The 18,680-nt window shown below is 69.6% G+C and carries 16 protein-coding genes and 1 tRNA gene; 8 read left to right on the forward strand and 9 right to left on the reverse strand.

The window, feature by feature from the left end:
* Positions 1-54 precede the first annotated feature (54 nt).
* Genes AC0L6Y_RS06320 through AC0L6Y_RS06330 form a run of 3 tightly spaced genes read right to left on the reverse strand, consistent with a single transcriptional unit; the run spans position 55 to position 1,614 of the window.
* Positions 55-624: a YdeI/OmpD-associated family protein gene (locus AC0L6Y_RS06320; RefSeq protein ID WP_473558095.1), complete on the reverse strand. Its 570-nt coding sequence runs from the start codon at positions 622-624 to the stop codon at positions 55-57.
* Positions 621-923 (reverse strand): DUF1905 domain-containing protein, encoded by a 303-nt coding sequence (locus tag AC0L6Y_RS06325; RefSeq protein ID WP_473558101.1) that lies wholly within the window; start codon positions 921-923, stop codon positions 621-623. The genes AC0L6Y_RS06320 and AC0L6Y_RS06325 overlap by 4 nt, the downstream gene beginning before the upstream one ends.
* Positions 924-981: 58 nt before the next feature.
* Positions 982-1,614 (reverse strand): DUF1294 domain-containing protein, encoded by a 633-nt coding sequence (locus tag AC0L6Y_RS06330; protein WP_473558107.1) that lies wholly within the window; start codon positions 1,612-1,614, stop codon positions 982-984.
* A gap of 70 nt (positions 1,615-1,684) precedes the next feature.
* Between AC0L6Y_RS06330 and AC0L6Y_RS06335 the strand changes: the two genes are divergently transcribed.
* The gene (locus AC0L6Y_RS06335) at positions 1,685-4,054 is read left to right on the forward strand and encodes a phosphoketolase family protein (RefSeq protein ID WP_473558109.1); all 2,370 of its coding nucleotides are present in this window, start codon (positions 1,685-1,687) and stop codon (positions 4,052-4,054) included.
* 93 nt (positions 4,055-4,147) lie between these two features.
* Here AC0L6Y_RS06335 and AC0L6Y_RS06340 read toward each other — a convergent pair whose 3' ends face one another.
* From AC0L6Y_RS06340 to AC0L6Y_RS06360, 5 genes are all read right to left on the reverse strand, one after another.
* The gene (locus tag AC0L6Y_RS06340; RefSeq protein WP_473558112.1) at positions 4,148-6,442 is read right to left on the reverse strand and encodes a glycoside hydrolase family 3 C-terminal domain-containing protein; all 2,295 of its coding nucleotides are present in this window, start codon (positions 6,440-6,442) and stop codon (positions 4,148-4,150) included.
* A gap of 135 nt (positions 6,443-6,577) precedes the next feature.
* Positions 6,578-7,987, reverse strand: a complete 1,410-nt coding sequence (locus AC0L6Y_RS06345; RefSeq protein WP_473558116.1) for an MFS transporter — start codon at positions 7,985-7,987, stop codon at positions 6,578-6,580.
* A gap of 50 nt (positions 7,988-8,037) precedes the next feature.
* Positions 8,038-9,843, reverse strand: coding sequence for a sulfatase (locus AC0L6Y_RS06350; protein WP_473558119.1), 1,806 nt, complete (start codon positions 9,841-9,843; stop codon positions 8,038-8,040).
* Entirely contained in the window at positions 9,840-10,436 is a 597-nt protein-coding gene (locus AC0L6Y_RS06355; protein WP_473558121.1) for a PadR family transcriptional regulator, read from the reverse strand. Before AC0L6Y_RS06355 ends, AC0L6Y_RS06350 begins: the two co-directional genes overlap by 4 nt.
* 194 nt (positions 10,437-10,630) lie before the next feature.
* A tRNA-Leu gene (locus AC0L6Y_RS06360) sits at positions 10,631-10,713 on the reverse strand.
* A 99-nt stretch (positions 10,714-10,812) separates the two neighbouring features.
* On the opposite strand from AC0L6Y_RS06360, the gene AC0L6Y_RS06365 reads away from it, so the two are divergent.
* Complete coding sequence (locus AC0L6Y_RS06365) at positions 10,813-12,114, forward strand: M20/M25/M40 family metallo-hydrolase (protein ID WP_473558125.1); 1,302 nt, start codon at positions 10,813-10,815, stop codon at positions 12,112-12,114.
* A gap of 32 nt (positions 12,115-12,146) precedes the next feature.
* Positions 12,147-13,001 carry an undecaprenyl-diphosphate phosphatase gene (locus AC0L6Y_RS06370; protein ID WP_473558127.1) on the forward strand — a complete coding sequence of 285 codons (855 nt, stop codon included), beginning with the start codon at positions 12,147-12,149 and terminating at the stop codon, positions 12,999-13,001.
* Between the two features lie 10 nt (positions 13,002-13,011).
* On the opposite strand, the gene AC0L6Y_RS06375 is transcribed toward AC0L6Y_RS06370, so the two are convergent.
* Positions 13,012-13,875 carry a proteasome assembly chaperone family protein gene (locus tag AC0L6Y_RS06375; protein ID WP_473558129.1) on the reverse strand — a complete coding sequence of 288 codons (864 nt, stop codon included), beginning with the start codon at positions 13,873-13,875 and terminating at the stop codon, positions 13,012-13,014.
* A gap of 70 nt (positions 13,876-13,945) precedes the next feature.
* On the opposite strand from AC0L6Y_RS06375, the gene AC0L6Y_RS06380 reads away from it, so the two are divergent.
* The 5 genes from AC0L6Y_RS06380 to AC0L6Y_RS06400 all read left to right on the forward strand — a co-directional run bounded on the left by AC0L6Y_RS06380 (position 13,946) and on the right by AC0L6Y_RS06400 (position 18,608).
* Positions 13,946-14,626, forward strand: a complete 681-nt coding sequence (locus AC0L6Y_RS06380; protein ID WP_473558133.1) for an HAD family hydrolase — start codon at positions 13,946-13,948, stop codon at positions 14,624-14,626.
* Entirely contained in the window at positions 14,623-15,615 is a 993-nt protein-coding gene (locus tag AC0L6Y_RS06385; protein ID WP_473558141.1) for a tRNA (adenine-N1)-methyltransferase, read from the forward strand. Before AC0L6Y_RS06380 ends, AC0L6Y_RS06385 begins: the two co-directional genes overlap by 4 nt.
* A 63-nt stretch (positions 15,616-15,678) precedes the next feature.
* Positions 15,679-16,608, forward strand: coding sequence for an FKBP-type peptidyl-prolyl cis-trans isomerase (locus AC0L6Y_RS06390; RefSeq protein WP_473558145.1), 930 nt, complete (start codon positions 15,679-15,681; stop codon positions 16,606-16,608).
* A 28-nt stretch (positions 16,609-16,636) separates the two neighbouring features.
* Positions 16,637-17,632, forward strand: coding sequence for a helix-turn-helix transcriptional regulator (locus AC0L6Y_RS06395; RefSeq protein WP_473558149.1), 996 nt, complete (start codon positions 16,637-16,639; stop codon positions 17,630-17,632).
* Positions 17,625-18,608, forward strand: a complete 984-nt coding sequence (locus AC0L6Y_RS06400) for a helix-turn-helix transcriptional regulator (RefSeq protein WP_473558152.1) — start codon at positions 17,625-17,627, stop codon at positions 18,606-18,608. Before AC0L6Y_RS06395 ends, AC0L6Y_RS06400 begins: the two co-directional genes overlap by 8 nt.
* Positions 18,609-18,680: the final 72 nt, after the last annotated feature.

An 18,680-nucleotide genomic window follows, 5' to 3' on the forward strand; every position in this document is an offset into this window, starting at 1 on the left:
TCCCAGTCTCGAACATGTGTTCGAGTGTGTCAACGACGACCGACGTCGGCGCGGTCAGCTCGCGCTCTGCGACAGCTGCGCCAGGATCTTCGCCAGACGTCGCTGCCGCACGGCCTCGCTCGGCGCCGTCATGAGCGGATGCAGCACCGCGAAGCGCTCCGAGGAGTTCAGCGCCTCGAAGCGCTCCTTCGCCGCCGGCACCACCCGCAGGGCCGCGAGGAGGTCATCCGGAACCACGGCCGTCGCGGCGCCCGCGTAGGCGCGCTCCCAGCGGCCGTCCGACTTCGCCCGGTCGATCTCCCGCTGGCCGCGCTCACGCATCCGGCCCTCGGCGATCAGCCGGGCCACGTGCTCCTGGTTGCGCTGCGACCAGAGCGAGCGGGCCCGGCGCGGGGTGAAGCGCTGCAGGAACGTCGCCTCGTCGAAGCTGCGCTTCTGGCCGTCGATCCAGCCGCTGCACAGCGCCTCGTCGAGCGCCTCCGCGTAGCGGAGAGCGGTCGGCGTCGTGGTGCCCTTCTTGGCGAGCATCAGCCAGACGCCGTCGGAGTCGTCTTCATGAGCGTCGAGCCAGGCGCGCCAGGCGGCGGCATCCGCCACGATGAACGGTTCGGGTGCCACGCTCAACTGTCGATCACCTCGAGTCGCACGGTGACCAGATCGCCGGGGGAGAGGTGCTCGGCGTCGCGCACCGACTTCTTGACCGGCAGGATGTACGCCGACTCGGTCTTCGACGGGAAGATCGAGGTCGCCCACTCGGTGCCGCCGACCCGGGGGCGCACCCGCACCGAGCCGAAGCCGCGCCGGGGGCCGTCCTGGAACTCGGCGATCTCGGCGCTCAATTCGGCGGGCACGGTGACGAAGGTCCAGGAGCCTTTGCCTTCGGCATCCCAGATCCACAGCTCGGACTCGAACTCGACGATCATCCCGACACTGTGCCACACACGGGCGACGAACACCGGGCCGCTCTCCCGAGACGAGCCGCTATCCGGAGGTCGCCGCCGCGAGCACGACGCATACGGCGACGAAGAGGAGCAGGTTCGCGACCACGGTCATCCAGAAGCCGATCCGGAAGGTCAGCTTCGTGCTCTTGTGCCGCAGCAGCGCCTGGGCGAGAAACGCCCCCGGCCAGCCGCCGATGAGCGCGAGCACGTGCAGGGTCGACTCCGAGATGCGCCACGTGCCGCGACGCGCCGCCAGCTTGTCGAGAGCGTAGAAGATCGCGGTCATCACACTCACGACGGCATAGAGGTAGGGGATCCACGCCGGAACCGGCCACAGGGTGTCGATCAGCGCGGCGAAGGCGACGAACGCGACCACCAGCAGGATCGCCACCAGGGCGCCGACCAGACGCCCGCCGCGGCGGGCCTTGCGGGCGCTCACCGGAACCCGACGATCCCGCGGCGCCACCTCCGTCGCGCGGATTCGACCATCGGGAGCCTGCTCGGTGCGGAACGTCACCTCATCGCCGAGCGTGGGCCGGCGCGTCGTGTCGATGAACGCGTGAACATGGGCGAAGACATCGGCGCCCCCGTCGTTCGGCCGAATGAACCCGAAGCCGCGGTCGTCGTCCCAGCCCACGAGTTCGCCCTCGAGTCGGCTCCGACTCTGTGTCATGGTCACAGCGTATCGCCGACAGGACCAAGGACTCAGGCGCATTTGAGGCCCCGCGCGTAGCGTCGCGCTCATGGAGCAGAGCGCACTGGATCCGCAGACTCTTGACCGCGTCGACGCCTGGTGGCGGGCCGCCAACTACCTCAGCATCGGGCAGATCTATCTGCTCGAGAATCCGCTGCTGACAACGCCCCTGACCCCCGAGCACCTCAAGCGACGCCTGCTCGGCCACTGGGGCACCACCCCCGGCCTCAACTTCCTCTACGCGCACCTGAACCGCGCCATCGGCGAACGCGACCTCGACACGCTCTACATCACGGGCCCCGGCCACGGCGGGCCCGGAATGGTGGCGAACGCCTACCTCGACGGCACCTACAGCGAGCTGTATCCGACGATCACGCGCGACGAGGAGGGGATGCGGAAGCTGTTCCGTCAGTTCTCGTTCCCCGGCGGCATCCCGAGCCACGCCGCACCCGACACTCCGGGTTCGATCCACGAGGGCGGCGAGCTCGGCTACGCGCTCAGCCACGCCTACGGCGCCGCCTTCGACAACCCCGAGCTGCTGGTCGCCTGCGTGATCGGCGACGGCGAGGCCGAGACCGGGGCGCTGGCGACGGCGTGGCATTCGAACAAGTTCCTCGACCCGGTGCACGACGGCACGGTGCTGCCGATCCTGCACCTGAACGGCTACAAGATCGCCAACCCGACCGTGCTCGCGCGCATCCCCGACGAGGAGCTGCTCGACCTGATGCGCGGATACGGCCACGAGCCGTTCCTGGTCGCCGGCGGGTTCGACGGCGAGGACCCGAGGGCGGTGCATGAGCGTTTCGCGACGACGCTCGACACGGTGCTCGACCGCATCCGGCAGATCCGCGCGGATGCCGCCGCCGGCCGCACGGAGCGTCCCCGCTGGCCGATGATCATCCTGCGCACCCCGAAGGGCTGGACCTGCCCGCGCGAGGTCGACGGGCACCCGGTCGAGGGCAGCCACCGCGCGCACCAGGTGCCGCTCGCGGGGGTGCGCGAGAACGCCGAGCACCGCGCGCTCCTGGAGGAGTGGATGCGCTCCTACCGGCCCGAGGAGCTGTTCGATGAGGCGGGCGCACCGCGCGCAGAGACGGTGGCCCTCGCCCCCGTGGGCACGCGGCGGATGAGTGCCAACCCGGTCGCCAACGCCGGGCTGCTGCGGCGCGAGCTCGACCTGCCCGACTTCCGCGACTTCCGCATCGACCTGCCCTCGCCCGGGGCCGAGATCGCCTCGGCGACCGGCACGCTCGGCACCTGGCTGGCCGAGGTGATCCGGCAGAACCCCGACAACTTCCGGCTGTTCGGACCCGACGAGGTGGCCTCCAACCGTCTGGCGCCCGCCGTGTACGAGGTGACGGCGAAGCAGTGGAACGCCGACTACCACCCGAGCGACGAGAACCTCGCCCGCGCCGGCCGCGTCATGGAGATGCTGAGCGAGAACCAGTGCCAGGGCTGGCTGGAGGGCTACCTGCTGACCGGTCGCCACGGCCTGTTCACCAGCTACGAGGCGTTCATCCACATCGTCGACTCGATGTTCAACCAGCACGCCAAATGGCTCGATGCGAGCAAGGACATTCCGTGGCGCGCGCCGATCGCGAGCCTGAACTACCTGCTGTCGAGTCACGTCTGGCGGCAGGACCACAACGGCTTCACCCACCAGGATCCGGGGTTCCTCGATGTGGTGGTCAACAAGAGCGCCGACGTGGTGCGCGTCTATCTGCCCTTCGACGCCAACACGCTGCTGTCGACGATGGATCATTGCCTGCGCACCGTCGACTACGTCAACGTGGTGGTCGCCGGCAAGCAGCCCGAGCACCAGTGGCTCGACATGGATGCGGCGATCGAGCACTGCACCCGAGGCCTCGGCGTGCTGCCCTGGGCCGGCACCGAGATCGCGGGGGAGGAGCCCGATGTGGTGCTCGCCTGCGCGGGCGACGTGCCCACGCTCGAGACGCTCGCGGCGGCGAAGATCCTGCGCGAGCGGCTGCCCGAACTGCGGGTGCGAGTGGTGAACGTCGTCGACCTGATGCGGCTGCAGTCGCAGGGGGAGCACCCGCACGGCATGAGCGACGACGACTTCGATGCGGTGTTCACCACCGACAAGCCGATCATCTTCGCCTTCCACGGCTACCCGTGGCTCATCCACCGCCTCGCCTACCGCCGTCACGGCCACGCCAACCTGCATGTGCGCGGCTACAAGGAGAAGGGCACCACGACCACGCCCTTCGACATGGTGATGCTCAACGACCTGGACCGCTTCCACCTGGTGATGGACGTGATCGACCGGACCCCCGGGCTCGGTGTTGCCCAGGCCGGGCTCCGCCAGGAGATGCAGGATGCGCGTCAACGCGCCCGCGACTACACGCGCGAATTCGGCGTCGACATCCCCGAGGTCGCCGACTGGGGCTGGGACTGACGCTCCCGAGATCGACGGACGACGAACCCCCGGCTGTGTCACCCGCGGGTGAGCAGTCGGGGGTTGTCGTCCCACAGCAGGACTTCGTGGCGGCTAGCCCTGTTGCGGCGCGTTCGCCATCGCGATCAAGCCGTCGACCGACTCGGCGCTGAACCCGCCTCCGCCGGTGAGCTCGGCGATCATGCCGAGCCGGCCGATCGGCATCGAGCCCATCATCTGCATCATGTCGACCCCGTCCGGCATGAGCGACGCGGCGCTCTCGTCCATGTTGCCCACCATGTCGGCCAAGGCGCCCTGCACGATCGGGCCGGCGACGGGGTGCGAGAACACCTCGGCGAGCGACGAGCTGCGGCTCAGCGGCAGCAGGACCGCGTCGCCCTCCACGGCGACGCGAACGCTCGAGCGCACGTCGCGACTTGAGGCGGCCACATCGACGGTGTAATCGCCGCCTTCGACAACCCAGGATTCGGTGCGGATGTCCCAGTAGGCGAGGTCCTTGCGGCGAACCACGAGCGTCACCTCGCGACTCTCGCCGGGCTCGAGGGCGACCGAGGCGAACGCCTTGAGCTCGCGCACCGGGCGCTGCACGGCGGAGCCGTCGAGCGAGGTGTACGCCTGCACGACCTCGCGGCCCGCCCGCGCACCGGTGTTGGTGACCGTGAGCGTCACCGCCACGTCGCCATCCGCACGCACCGTCGCGGTCGGCGCACCGTACTCGAAGGTCGTGTACGACAGACCGTGCCCGAACGGGAAGGCGACCGGGATGCGCCGTGCGTCGTACCAGCGGTAGCCCACATGCAGTCCCTCGCTGTAGCGGACGTGCGAGAACTCGCCCGGGAAGTCGAGGAAGGCGGGGGTGTCCTCGAGCCGACGCGGGATCGTCTCGGTGAGCTTGGCCGACGGGTTGACGTCGCCGAACAGCACGTCGGCGGTGGCGCCGCCGCCGGCCTGCCCGAGAAGCCAGCCTTCGAGGATGGCCGGCACGCGGTCGACGAACGGAAGCGCGACGACGCCGCCGTTGGAGAGCACGACGACCGTGCGCGGGTTGGCGGCGACGACCGCGTCGAGCAGCGCGAGCTGGTTGGCGGGCAGGTCGATATCGGCACGGTCGTAGCCCTCGGATTCGAGACGGGCCGGAAGACCGAGGAAGACGACCGCCACGTCGGCGGCCTTCGCCGCAGCCACCGCGTCGTCGCGGAGGCGTGCGACGTCGGCGTCCGAGACGTCGAGCGCCGTGCTGAAGCCGGCCGCGTACGCGACCTCGGTGCTCGCGAGAGCGCGGATCTCGTCCAGCGCGGTGTCGAGCTTGGTCGGGCTGATCATCGAGGAGCCCGCACCCTGGTAGCGCGGGGCCGTCGCGAACTCGCCGATCACGGCCAACCGGGCGTCCTTCGCCAGCGGGAGCACGGCGTCGTCGTTCTTCAGCAGCACGATCGACCCGCCGGCCGCCTCGCGGGCGAGCGCATGGTGGGCCTCGACATCGAGCGGGCCGGCGATCGTTCCCGCCCCGGCCTGCGACTTGGCGACCAGGTCGAGCACGCGACCGGCGGCGACATCGACAACACCTTCGTCGAGCTCTCCGGCCTGCACCGCGGCGACGATCTGCGCGTCGGTGACACCGCCGTTGGCGGGCATCTCGAGGTCCATTCCGGAGGCGATCAACGGTACGCGCTCGTTGACGGCGCCCCAATCCGAGACCACGAGACCCTCGAAGCCCCATTCGTCGCGCAGGACGGTGGTGAGCAGCCACGGGTCCTCCGAGGCATAGACGCCGTTGATGCGGTTGTACGAGCACATCACCGTCCACGGCTGCGCGTCCTCGACCACGCGCTGGAACGCGCGCAGGTAGATCTCCCGCAGCGGCCGGGGGTCGACGTCGCTCGAGGAGCGCATCCGGTCGGCCTCCTGGTTGTTGGCCGCGAAGTGCTTGAGCGAGGTGCCGACGCCCTGCGACTGGATGCCGTTGACCATCGCGGCGCCGAGCACCCCGGCGACGATCGGGTCCTCGGAGAAGTACTCGAAGTTGCGACCGCACAGCGGCGAGCGCTTGATGTTGACTCCCGGGCCGAGCAGGACGGCGACATCCTCGATCGAGGTCTCCACGCCGAGAGCGGCGCCGACGCGCCCGATCAGCTCGACATCCCAGGACGAGCCGAGGCCGACGGCGGGCGGGAAGCAGGTCGCTGGCACGCTGTCGCCGATGCCGAGGTGATCGCCGCCCTCGCGCTGCTTGCGCAGCCCGTGCGGTCCGTCGGTGACCATGATCGACGGAATGCCGAGACGGTCGATGGGCTTGGTACGCCAGAAGCTCGCGCCGCTCGTGAGCGACGCCTTCTCTTCCAGTGTCAGGGCGGCGATCGTGGCCTGCGTCGACGTCTGATCGGTCATTGCGATGGTCCTTACGTGTGAGTGCGGCGGTGGGTGAGGTGGCGACCTCGGTCGCCGATTCGGAGTTCACGGTGGGGCGGCACGCCCCGGAGGTGGGGCCACGGCGTCGGGGAGACACCGTGACCCCCCGAGACGTCAGCTCGACGCGACCTCGTTCGCCTTGGCGTCGAGGATCTGCTCCCGCCGGGCGACGAGTTCCGCTTCCAGCGCGAGACGGTCCTTCTTGTACGGGCGGTACAGCAGCGTGAGGAACACGCCGTTGACGACCATGACGACGCACACGAGCCAGAACATCGCGGTCTGGAGCCCGACGCCGTCGGCGAGGAAGCCCGCGCTGAGCGTCCAGATCGCGAACCCGACCGACTCGATGATCGACACGAAGATCGCGAACGCCGCGCCGCGGAGCTCGGGCGGCACGACCGCCATCACGAGGGGACGGTTGACGCCCGGGTTGAGCCCCATGCTGATTCCGACGATGGCGAACAGCACCAGGTACGGGGTGATGCCCTCGTAGACCACCTGCGTGGTGAAGAAGGCGGCGATCGCGAACAGGAACTGCGCCGCCTGCAGCATGGCCACCCGGCCGTAGTTCGGGCTCAGCTTGTTGAGCCCGTCGGAGACGAGTCCGCCGACGATCGTGCCGGCGAGGTAGCCGATGCCGAACGGCGCCATCACGACCGCCGCGACCGCGGTGTCGAATCCGAACTCCTGCACCAGCAGCACGACGCCGAAGGTGGCCAGCAGAAGGTGGCTTGAGAGGATGCGACTGCCGAGCAGGATCAGGTAGCTGCGGATGGTGACGAGCGAGCGGACCTTGGCCCAGGTGATCTTGGATGCCGCTTCGCGCTCCTCCGCGGTGAAGGTCTTCAGCTGGGTCTCGCCACCGCCCGTTCCCGGGTCCTTGTAGAAGAGCACGATCATCAGACCGAAGAACACGTTGATGCCGCCGAAGATGAAGAACCCGTAGCGCCAGCCGTCCTCGATGTTGGCGAGTTGGCCGATCAGCGGCGCCAGCAGGCTCGCGACGGCCGCCGTCGCCCCGTACAGCCAGCCGACGACGCGGCCGCGCTTCTTGTCTTCGAAGGAGTCGCCGATGACCTCGGGCACGATGACGTGCGCCGCGATCGTCCCGGCCGCCATGATGCCGTAGAGCACCAGCAGCTGAGTGAAGTCCTGCGAGAGACCCGCGGCGACGGCCCAGACGCCCCAGAAGCCGGTCGCGATCGCGAGGACGGCCTTGCGGCCGATCTTCTTGGCGAGGTAGACCCAGGCGGGACCGGCGACGACCCCGACGATGCGGCCCACGGCCGCCAGGATTCCCAGGGCGCTCGTCGCGAGACCGAGTGCGGCCGCGATGACGGGGAACAGCGTGGTGGCCATGCTGCCCTCGCCGCCGTCGGCGACCATCGAGCCGCCGAGAATGACGAGGTTGGTCTTGCGGCGCGGAACGCCGCCCTTCTTGTCGAGACCGCCCGTGCGGATCGCCGCCGTGACGGTGGGCACACCCTCAGGCTTGGTGCCCGGGGCGCTCGTGCTCGTTGACATGTCAGTTCACTCCTTTGTGAGTTGGTGGTGTTGCGAGGGGTAGGACTTCGTTACGTGGCGCTGCCGGACTCCGCACCGCTGGCGGCGGTGAGGTCGGCCGCGAGCGAGGCGAGGACGGGGCGGGGGAGAAGGCCGACCATCATGGCGGCGATCTGGAGCAGGGTGAGCCCGCCGGCCATCGCCGTCATCGGACCGCCCGCGAGCATCGGCGCCCGCTCGAGCAGAACGGCGCGGGTGCGCGCGTCGGCGATCAGCTCGCGAACCGGCCGCTCGAGCACCGGCCCGTCGGCGCCGAAGTCCTCGGCGCGCGATGCGGGGGCGAGCGAGGCCTGCAGCATCGGCCACTGCGCCTCGATCAGGAGGTGCTCCGGCCCGACGGGGCCCGTCGCCGGCAGCCCGAGCCGTTCGAACTGCTCGGCGGGCGCGTCGGAGGCGACGAGCGCATCGCGCAGCGCCGTCGCCAGGCGCAGCTCCTGTTCGGCGTCATTGATCGGGGCGGTCTGGCCAGGGTCGCTCTCGAGGTCGAACAGTTGCGTGCCGAATGCGAACGGGCTCACCCATGACTGCGCCCGGGTCCGCAGGACCTTCAGGTTCTTCGTGAACGGGAGCGGGTCGACGAGCTCAGCGGTCGCCAGCTCGCCGGGGGCGAAGAACCCGCTCATGTGCGTCGGCATGAGGGTGTGCTCGTACAGCGGCTGGTTCTGCGGCGTCGCGCTGGCGCGCATGTAGACGTAGCGCCCGTCGGTCACGCAGACGTGCCCGCCGAAGATCCCGAACAGCCCGTACTCGCGCACCGGGCTGTCGTCCGCGACGACGCCGGAGAGCGAGGCGCCCTGCATGTCGGCCGTGGCGTCGACTCCGAAGAAGTCGAGCAGCGTCGGCCCGAAGTCGATGGTCTGCACGAGCGCCCCGCGGCGCTCGCCCGCGACCTGAGCACGCGGATCCCAGACGAACAGCGGGTTGTGGATCGTCTCGTCGTACCAGGGCTGGACGTTCTTTCCCCACCAGCCGTGCTCGCCGAGCATGAAGCCGTGGTCGGTGCAGACGATCAGCATGGTGTCGTCCCACATGTCGTTCTCGTCCATCAGATCGAGCACGCGCCCCAGCGACTCGTCGCACATCGTCAGGAGGGCGGCGTACTCGGCGCGCGCATGCTCGACGGCCTCGGGGACCTCGGTCACCTTGGCGTAGTCGGGCCAGTCGAAGTGCGGCCCGTCGTAGCCGCTCGCGTAGTGCTCCTTGTACTCCGCGTAACTGAAGAAGGGCTCGTGCGGGTCGAAGGTCTCGATCTGGACGAACCAGGAGTCGTCGTTCTTGTTCCGCTGGATGAAGTCGACACCCGCATCGAAGGTCAGCGTCTGCGGGTGATCCGCCTTGTTCTGCAGGAACGCCCGGTTGATCCAGTCCTGACGCCAGAGCTTGCCCTTGATGTCCTTCACCATGCCGATCGAGTCGGGAATCTCGGGTTCGGCGACCTGACCCTTCCACGGGTCGCCCTCCTGGCCGCGGAAGAACTCGTAGGTGGAGTAGCGGTTGTGATAGGTCGCACCGCCGTCCTCCCAGTAGTGCTGGTGGTCGGTCGCGAGGTGGGTGTGGACGCCGGCGTCGGTGAGCATGGCCGGCACCGAGTCGTCGAACGGCTCGAGCGGCCCCCAGGAGCGGTGCAGGAAGTTGTACCGGCCGGTGTGCATCTCACGCCGTGCCGGCATGCACGGCATGCTGGCGCCGTAGCAGTTCTCGAAGGTCACGGTCCGCGCGGCGAGCCGTTCGAAGTTGGGGGCGTGGACCCAGTCGCCGCCGTAATTCGGCAGCATCTTGCGGTTCAGGCTGTCGAACATCACCATGATGGCTCTCATGCCGTCGTCTCCTCGGTGTCGGTGTGGGCGCCTTCGATCTCCGCGACAAGCGCGGCGCGAACTTCCTCGAGCCACTCCATCCAGCGGTCCACCGCCGTGGCCCCGTACTGGTGCATGAGGTCGCCGATGTCGCGGTACCGGCGCGCGTCGAACTCGGGGATCGGGGCGATCCCGACGATCGCCCGCGAGCGTCCGCGGCTCTTGGCGACCTGGTCGCGTCGATACGTGAGTTCGGTTTCGACAACCCGAAGCGCGGCCTCGGCGTCGAGCGCGGTCGTGAAGATCAGCCGAGTGTTGAAGTCCGCATCCTGGAAGCGGCTCGTCGGCACGTAGGGCGAGCGGGCCCAGTCGAGCAGGACGTCTCGTCCGATCTCCGTGATCCGGTAGACCTTCGCGTCGGGGCCGCTGGCTCGAGTCTCGACCTCGAACTCGACGAGGCCGTCACGGACCATGCGCCCGAGTTCACGGTAGATCTGGCTGTGGTGGGTGTTCGAGCGGAGGAACTGACCCTCGGTGTCGAACCACTTCATGAGGTCGTATCCGCTGACGGGGTTCATCGCGAGCAGCCCCAGCAGGATGTGTTCGAACTTCATGTCCGCTCCCTCGTCATCGAGACTATGTGCACTTGCACATATGTGACTTGTTTTATAGCAAGGGATCCGGAGACGTGTCAAGCGCGGCGAACGGAGCGCGGGCAAAAAACAAGGGCCGACCCGGTGTCTCCACCGAGTCGGCCCTTGCCAACTACTTGTTGATTCTGTGTGAGAAAGATCTCAGCACACTCACGTGCGCGGAGGGGGACTTGAACCCCCACGCCCTTTCGGGCACTAGCACCTCAAGCTAGCGCGTCTGCCATTCCGCCACCCGCGCGAGTATCTTTCGTTCGGCGCCCCGCGAGGAGCACCGAGGAACGAGATTAGCACGCCCGGGACGCACTGCGTGACGCCCGGGTCGGGCTAGCGTGGTCCCATGACCGCGGACATGGAGCTCGATGCCACCGCTCGGATCGCGCGCGATCTGATCCGAATTGACACCACCAACTGGGGCGAAGGCAAGTCGGCGGGCGAGACGATCGCCGCCGAGTATGTCGAGGCCGAGCTGCGCCGCCTCGGCCTTCAGCCCGAGCTGTTCGACTCCGCCCCGGGGCGCACGAGCGTCATCGCCCGCGTGCCGGGCCGCGACAGCAGCCGACCCGCGCTCGTGCTGCACGGTCACCTGGACGTCGTGCCCGCGGATCCGGCGAACTGGAGCGTCGACCCCTTCGGCGGCGAGGTGAAGGACGGCATGCTGTGGGGCCGCGGCGCGGTCGACATGAAGGACATGGATGCCATGATCCTGACCGCCCTCGACGACATCCTCAGCAGCGGCCAGCTGCCGGCGCGCGAACTCATCGTCGCGTTCTTCGCTGACGAGGAGAACGGCGGCGAATACGGCTCGCACTTCCTCGTCGACACCAAGCCGGAGCTGTTCGCCGGCGCGACCGAGGCGGTGAGCGAGGTCGGCGGATACTCGGTGCACGTGGCCGGCCAGCGCGCCTACCTGCTGCAGACGGGAGAGAAGGCGCTCATCTGGATCCGCTTGGTGGCTCGCGGGGTCGCGGCGCACGGATCCCGCGTCATCCACGACAACGCCGTCACGAAGCTCGCCCGGGCCGTGACGAAGCTAGGGGAGCAGGAGTGGCCGCTGCACCTCACCACGACGACGAGCGCGCTCCTGGCCGAGCTGGCGCGCATGCACGGCGTCTCGCCGGACACCGACCCGGTCGACCTGGTGGAGCGCAGCGGCTCGGCCGCGGGGTTCCTGCTGGGCACGCTGCGTGTGACGAGCAACCCGACGCTGCTCTCTGCCGGCTACAAGCACAACGTGATCCCGGATCGCGCCGAGGCCCTCATCGACGTGCGGCCGTTCGCCGGGCAGGAGGACGAGGTGCTCGCCCAGATCCGCGAGCTGATCGGCCCCGACATCGAGGTCGAGATCGTGCACCACGATGTCGGACTGGAGAACCCGTTCGACGGCGACCTCGTCGGGCGGATGGTCGCGGCGCTGCACCTCCACGATCCCGGCGCGCCGGTGCTGCCGTACCTGATGAGCGGCGGAACCGACAACAAGGCGCTCGCCAAGCTCGGCATCGAGGGCTACGGCTTCGCGCCGCTGAAACTGGGCGCCGACCTCGACTTCCCGTCCATGTTCCACGGCGTCGACGAGCGCGTTCCGCTCGACGCGCTGTCGTTCGGACACGCCGTGCTGCGCGACTTCCTGCTCGATTGTTGATCTGAGCGCAGCGCCTGACACAATCGTCCCTCGTGAGCTATCTCGAGGCGTTGATCCTCGGCCTTGTGCAAGGCCTGACCGAGTTCCTGCCGATCTCGTCGAGCGCTCACCTGCGCATCGTCGGCGAATTCCTGCCGAACGCGACCGATCCCGGGGCCACCTTCACCGCGATCACGCAGCTCGGCACCGAGCTCGCGGTGCTGATCTTCTTCCGCAAGCAGATCGGGCGGATCCTCTCGAAGTGGTTCCGCTCGTTCGGTGCCCGCGGCGGCTCGCACTCGGCCGGAATTCTCAAGGGCGACGCCGATGTGCGCCTCGGCTGGCTCATCATCCTCGGCACCATCCCGATCGTGATCGTCGGCTACTTCGGCCAGGAGTACATTCGCGGAGCGTTCCGCTCGCTCTGGCTCGTCGCGATCGTGCTGATCGTGTTCGGAATCCTGCTCGGCGTCGCCGACTGGCTCGGACGCCGCACCCGGCATCTGGAAGACCTCGGCTACGGCCACGGCATCGCCATCGGCTTCGCGCAGATGCTCGCGCTCATCCCGGGCGTCTCGCGCTCGGGGGCGTCCACGAGCGCCGGGCTCGCCCTCGGCTACACGCGCACCGCCGCGGCCGAGTTCTCGTTCCTGCTGGCCGTTCCGGCCGTCTTCGGCAGCGGGCTCTACGAGCTCGCGACGGCGCTGCGAGAACCCGACGAGTCGCCGTACGGCTGGCCCGAGACGATCCTCGCGACCGTCGTCGCCTTCGGCGTGGGGCTCGCGATCATCGCCTTCCTGATGCGCTACATCAAGACGCGCTCGTTCCTGCCGTTCGTGATCTACCGCATCGTGCTCGGCGGCGCGCTCCTGGTGCTGCTGTCGCTCGGCATCATCCAGGCGTACTGACGCCGCGGAGCTACGGCCCGCCGGGGCGGTCCTCGCCGCCGGCCTTGCCGTCGCGCTTGCGCAGGTAGCGCTCGAACTCCTCGGCGATCGCGTCGCCGCTGGCCTCGGGGGAGTCGACCGTGTCGCGCGCCTGCTCGAGTTGGGCGATGTAGGCGGCCATGTCGTCGTCGTCGCCCGCGAGCGCATCGATCCCGCTCTCCCAGGCCGCCGACTCTTCGACCAGGTTGCCGCGCGCGACGACGACCGGCACGAAGTCCTCGAGCCGCGAGATCAGGGCCAGCTGCGCCTTCGGGGAGGGCGCATTGTGCACGTAGTGCGGCACCGAGGCCCAGATCGACATGCACGGGATGCCCGCCGCCTGCGCGGCCAACGACAGCACCGAGATGATGCCGACCGGGCCCTCGTAGGTGCTGCGCTCGAGCTCGAATTCGGCCCGCAGCTCCGCGCTCTCGCTGCTGACGAAGACCGAGATCGGTCGGGTGTGCGGCACGTCGGCGAGCATGGCACCGAGGAACACGATCCCCGAGATGTCGGCGGTCGTGAGGGCGTCGATCACCTCGCTCGCGAAGGTCTTCCAGCCGCGCGAGGGCTCGGTTCCGAGCAGCACGTGCATGCCCGGGCCGCCGCCGGCCGGGCCGTAGAGCGTGACGCTCGGCCACTCGAGCACCCGATCGCCCGACTCGTCGAATGAGACGCTCGGCCGGTTGAACTGGAAGTCGAAGTAGTCCTCGGGCTCGACCTCGACAAGGGGCACGAGTTCCAGCTGATCGCGCACGGCCCGCGCGGCCCCACTGGCCGCCTCGCCCGCATCGTTCCAGCCCTCGAAGGCGACGATCAGCACGGAGCCGTCGTCGAAACCCGATGCGTCAGTCACTCTCACGTCCTCCCGCGGGCCGGTTCGCTCGCGTCCTCACCAGGATAGGGCGCGCCTAGACTGTGTGCTCGTGACCGCCACCTCGCCTGCCGCCGTCCTCTGGGACATGGACGGAACCCTGATCGACTCCGAGCCGTACTGGATGCGCGCCGAACACGACCTCGTCGAGGAGTACGGCGGGGTCTGGACCCACGAGGACGCGCTCCAGCTGGTCGGCCAGGGCCTCGAGCACTCCGCGCTGATCCTGCGCTCGCGGGGGGTCGGGCTCTCCGTCGAGGAGATCGTCCAGACCATGACCGACCGGGTCACCGCGCAGATCCGCGCCGAGGTTCCGTGGCGCCCCGGATCGCGCGAGTTCCTGCTGGCCCTGCGGGAGGCGGGAGTCCGCACCGCGCTCGTGACGATGTCGATCAGCCGGATGGCGCACCTCGTCGCCGACGCGATCGGCTTCGACGCCTTCGACGTCGTGGTCGCGGGCGACCAGGTCGAGGAGCCGAAGCCGCATCCCGAGCCGTATCTGAGGGCCGCCGAGCTTCTCGGCGTCGATCCGCGCGCGTGCCTCGCCTTCGAGGACTCCGAACCCGGCGTGGCCTCCGCGGTCGCCGCCGGCGTCGCCACCGTCGCGGTCCCGCTGCACATTCCGCTTCCGCCGAGCGCCGCCTACACGCTCTGGCCGGAGGGACTGCTGGGGCGCGTTCCGAGCGACCTGGCGCCGATCCTCGAGGCCCACACGAGCGGAGCAGCGCGATGACGCGCTTCTCCGGCCCGTTCCGCGTGGGCGAGCGCGTGCAGCTGACGGGCCCGAAGGGACGTCTGCACACGATCTCGCTTCAGCCCGGCGCGGTCTTCCATACCCACCGCGGCATGCTCGACCACGACCTGCTGATCGGCGCCCCCGATGGCTCCGTCGTGAGCGCGAGCAACGGCGACCAGTACCTGGCGCTGCGCCCGCTGCTCTCCGACTTCGTCATGTCGATGCCGCGCGGCGCGGCCATCATCTATCCGAAGGACGCGGCCCAGATCCTCGCCCTCGCCGACATCTTCCCGGGCGCCCGCGTGGCGGAGGCCGGCGTCGGCTCGGGGGCGCTGTCGATGTGGCTGCTGCGCGCCATCGGCGAGCACGGCGAGCTGATCTCGTTCGAGCGCCGCGCGGAGTTCGCCGACGTCGCGCGCGCCAACGTCACAGCGCACACCGGCGAGACCCCCGAGAACTGGAGCATCGAGATCGGCGACCTGGTCGACGCGCTGCCGCGCGCCGTCGAGCCCGCCTCGGTCGATCGGGTGATCCTCGACATGCTCGCCCCGTGGGAGTGCCTCGACGTCGCCCTCGACGCGCTCGTGCCCGGCGGCGTGCTGCTCTGCTATGTCGCGACCGTGACGCAGCTCTCCCGCGTCGCCGAGGCGATCCGAGCCACTCGCGCCTTCACCGACCCGCAGTCGAGCGAGACCATCGTGCGCGGCTGGCACGTGGAGGGGCTCGCCGTTCGGCCCGACCACCGCATGGTGGGCCACACCGCCTTCCTGCTCACCGCCCGCCGGCTCGCGCCCGGCGCCGTGCTGCCTCCCGTCGCGCGCCGCGCCTCCAAGACGGAGTACGGCGATGAGGACGTCGAGCTGTGGACCCCCGGGGCGGTCGGCGACCGTGTGAAGAGCGACAAGCGCCTGCGCAAGGTCGTGCGGGAGGCCGGGGCGATCGCCGAGGCGCGCGCGGCGACCGAGGAGACACAGCCCAACGACTAGAGTGGTGGCGGTTCAGCCCCACGGCCGTCCACCGATTTAGCACCCAGAAAGCAGGATCTCTCCGTGCGCAAGATTCCCGCGCTGTTCGCCGCCACTGCTCTCGTCGCGACCCTGTCGGCCTGCACCGCCGCCGGCCCGGCGACCATCGACGGCTGCACGCTCGCCTACGACGGCGGGTCGACGGTCGATCTGGTTTCGGCCACCGGCGCGCTCGGCGCGGCTCCGGATGTCGACTTCCCGACTCCGCTGGTGACGGATGGCGCCCAGCGCGTCACCCTCGTCGAGGGCTCGGGCACGCCGGCCGCCGAAGGCTCGCAGGTCGCCGCGGAGTTCACGATCTACGCCGGCAGCGCGGTGGTTCCGCTCGGCGGCACCAGCTACGACGCGTCGAGCCCGACGCTCATTCCCGCGGAGACGGAGAACCCCGTCCCGACAGCGCTCATCTGCGCGCAGGCGGGGGAGCGCTTCGCCCTCACCATGACCGCAGGCGAGGCCTACGGCGAGGGAACGCTGGAGACCAGCGGCATCGCCGACCACGAGACGCTGGTCTTCGTCTTCGACGTCGCCGCCGTGTACCTCGGCAAGGCCGACGGGGTGAACCAGCTTCCCGTGGACGGCATGCCCACCGTCGTCACCGCGGTGGACGGGACGCCCGGCATCAGCGTGCCGACCTCGGCCCCGCCGACCGAGCTGCAGATCGCGACGATCAAGCTCGGCGGAGGCGCGACCGTTGCCGAGGGCGACCAGATCGTCGCCCACTACTCCGTCTGGAACTGGCCCGCCGCCGGCGGAGAGGCGACCGCCTCGACCTCGTCCTGGTCGGAGGGCACGGCCGCCACGTTCACCGTGAGCTCGGACGAGCTGCCCGAGGGCTTCCTCGCCGCCGTGACCGGCGCGCCGGTCGGCTCGCAGCTGCTCGTCGTCAGCCCGCCGGCGACCGAGGGCGAGGCGAACACGATCATGGTGATCGACGTCCTCGGAATCGTCGAGTAGCGCTCACCCCGGCCCCGCGCGCTCTAGGATGACAGCCGTGTCTTCCAAACCTGCTCGCGTCCCGGTCGAGGAACGGCTCTTCAGCCTCGTGCTGGCGCTTCTGGCGACCGACGTCGGGCTGATGAAGAACGAGATCCTGTCGACGGTCCACGGCTACAGCCAGCGCTACACGGCGGGGGGCAGCAACGCCAATCTCGAGCGCCAGTTCGAGCGCGACAAGGAAGACATCCGCGAGCTCGGCGTTCCGCTCGAGACGATCGATTCCCCGAGCGACCCGGGCAACAACCAGCTGAAGCGCTACCGCATTCCGCGCGGCCGCTACGAGCTGCCCGAGGACATCACCTTCACGCCCGAGGAGTCGACGCTGCTCACGCTCGCGGCCCGCGTCTGGCGCGAGGGGTCGCTCTCCGCCGAGTCGCGCCGCGCGCTCATCAAGCTCCGCTCCCTCGGCGCCGCCGCGACCGAGCCGGTCATCGGCTTCGCACCGCGGGTGCGCCTGGGCGATGCCGCCTTCGAACCCCTGAGCGATGCGATCGACCAGGGCGTCAGCGTGCGCTTCGACTACCTGAAGCCCGGCGAGCAGGCGGCGCGCGAGCGCTCGGTCGTGCCGCTGGCGCTCGTCAACTATGAGGGGCGCTGGCACCTGTCCAGTCGTGAGCTGGACACCGGCATCCCCAAGATGTTCCTGCTGCGCCGGATCGTGGGCCAGGTCACGCTCGGCCGGCCCGTCTCGGTGCCGCCGGGCGACCACACGGCCGAGGCGATGGCGCGGCTCGACGCCGTCGCCGCCGAGCAGGTCGCCGACGTCGAGGTGAGCCCCGGCTCCGACGCCGCCCTGCGGCTCGCCCATCGCACCACGACCGCGCAGATCGGCCCGGACCGCCTGCGGCTGCGCTACATCGACCGGGCGATCCTGGCCGACGAGCTCAGCGGCTTCGGCCCGGAGGTGCTGGTGCTCTCACCGCCGGAGCTGCGCGACGACGTGCGCGAGCGACTCGAGCGAACGGCGGCCGCCCATGGCTGAGTCCCGCAAGAATCCGCCGCTCGTGGCCCGCGACAAGCTGACGTTCCTGCTGTCCTTCGTGCCCTGGCTGGTCGACCACGAGCGCGTCTCGGTCAGCGACGCCGCCGAGCACTTCGGGATGACGCCCGAGCAGATCCGTGAGGCCGTGCGACTGATCGCGGTCAGCGGCGTGCCGGGGGAGACCACGCTGTACCAGCACGGCGACCTCTTCGACATCTCGTGGGACTCGTTCGAGGACGACGACGAGATCGTGCTGACCCACCGCGTCGCAATCGACGGCTCGCCGCGATTCTCGGCACGCGAGGCGGCGGCCGTGATCGCGGGCCTGCAGTACCTGTCGGCGGTGCCCGAGAACGCCGACCGCGCGGCCCTCAACTCGCTCATGGCCAAGCTCTCGCGCAGCGCCTCCGCGGCGCCGAGCGCCCTGGCCATTGACGCTTCCGCGCCCTCGGATGCGACGCTGCGCCTCGTGCGGACGGCGCTGGATCGCGGCATGCAGCTGGAATTTGACTACCTCAACGCGCGCGGCGACCGCGAGCGACGCCGCATCGACCCGCTGCGCGTCGAGTCGGCCGACGCCGACTGGTACCTGCGCGGCTGGTGCCACCTGCGCGAGGCGATTCGGATCTTCCGCCTCGACCGGATCGCGAACGCGGTCGTCACCGACGAGCCGATTCAGCACCACGCCGGCCAGATCCAGGTGCCGGAGACGCTGTTCGAGACCTCGCCCGACGACCTCGAGGTGACGATCGAGGTCGCCGCCGCCGCTATGCCGCTGCTCGACGACTACCTCCACGACGATTCCGCCCCCGAAGTCCACGGCGATCGCGTTCGCGCAACCCTCCGCGTCTCGCACTTCCACGGCTTGAAGCGCCTGGTGGCGGGGCTTCCCGGCATGGTGCACGTGGTGTCGCCGCCGGAGGCGCGGGAGGCAGTCCGCGCCTGGGCGGCCGAAGGAGCGGCCCGCTACCGCTGACGGGCCTAGAATGGCCTGAGAACTTCACGGACGTCGGATCCTTCGACGGCCCTCCCAACGGAAGGACATCGT

It is taken from the genome of Pseudolysinimonas sp. 10J20-29, assembly GCF_055809595.1.

Excerpts from the sequence above, each read along its gene's own strand:
- AC0L6Y_RS06325 (WP_473558101.1), bottom strand. The coding sequence starts at position 923 with ATGATCGTCGAGTTCGAGTCCGAGCTGTGGATCTGGGATGCCGAAGGC.
- AC0L6Y_RS06330 (WP_473558107.1), bottom strand. The coding sequence starts at position 1,614 with ATGACACAGAGTCGGAGCCGACTCGAGGGCGAACTCGTGGGCTGGGAC.
- AC0L6Y_RS06335 (WP_473558109.1), top strand. The coding sequence starts at position 1,685 with ATGGAGCAGAGCGCACTGGATCCGCAGACTCTTGACCGCGTCGACGCC.
- AC0L6Y_RS06340 (WP_473558112.1), bottom strand. The coding sequence starts at position 6,442 with ATGACCGATCAGACGTCGACGCAGGCCACGATCGCCGCCCTGACACTG.
- AC0L6Y_RS06345 (WP_473558116.1), bottom strand. The coding sequence starts at position 7,987 with ATGTCAACGAGCACGAGCGCCCCGGGCACCAAGCCTGAGGGTGTGCCC.
- AC0L6Y_RS06350 (WP_473558119.1), bottom strand. The coding sequence starts at position 9,843 with ATGAGAGCCATCATGGTGATGTTCGACAGCCTGAACCGCAAGATGCTG.
- AC0L6Y_RS06355 (WP_473558121.1), bottom strand. The coding sequence starts at position 10,436 with ATGAAGTTCGAACACATCCTGCTGGGGCTGCTCGCGATGAACCCCGTC.
- AC0L6Y_RS06365 (WP_473558125.1), top strand. The coding sequence starts at position 10,813 with ATGACCGCGGACATGGAGCTCGATGCCACCGCTCGGATCGCGCGCGAT.
- AC0L6Y_RS06385 (WP_473558141.1), top strand. The coding sequence starts at position 14,623 with ATGACGCGCTTCTCCGGCCCGTTCCGCGTGGGCGAGCGCGTGCAGCTG.
- AC0L6Y_RS06395 (WP_473558149.1), top strand. The coding sequence starts at position 16,637 with ATGACAGCCGTGTCTTCCAAACCTGCTCGCGTCCCGGTCGAGGAACGG.
- AC0L6Y_RS06400 (WP_473558152.1), top strand. The coding sequence starts at position 17,625 with ATGGCTGAGTCCCGCAAGAATCCGCCGCTCGTGGCCCGCGACAAGCTG.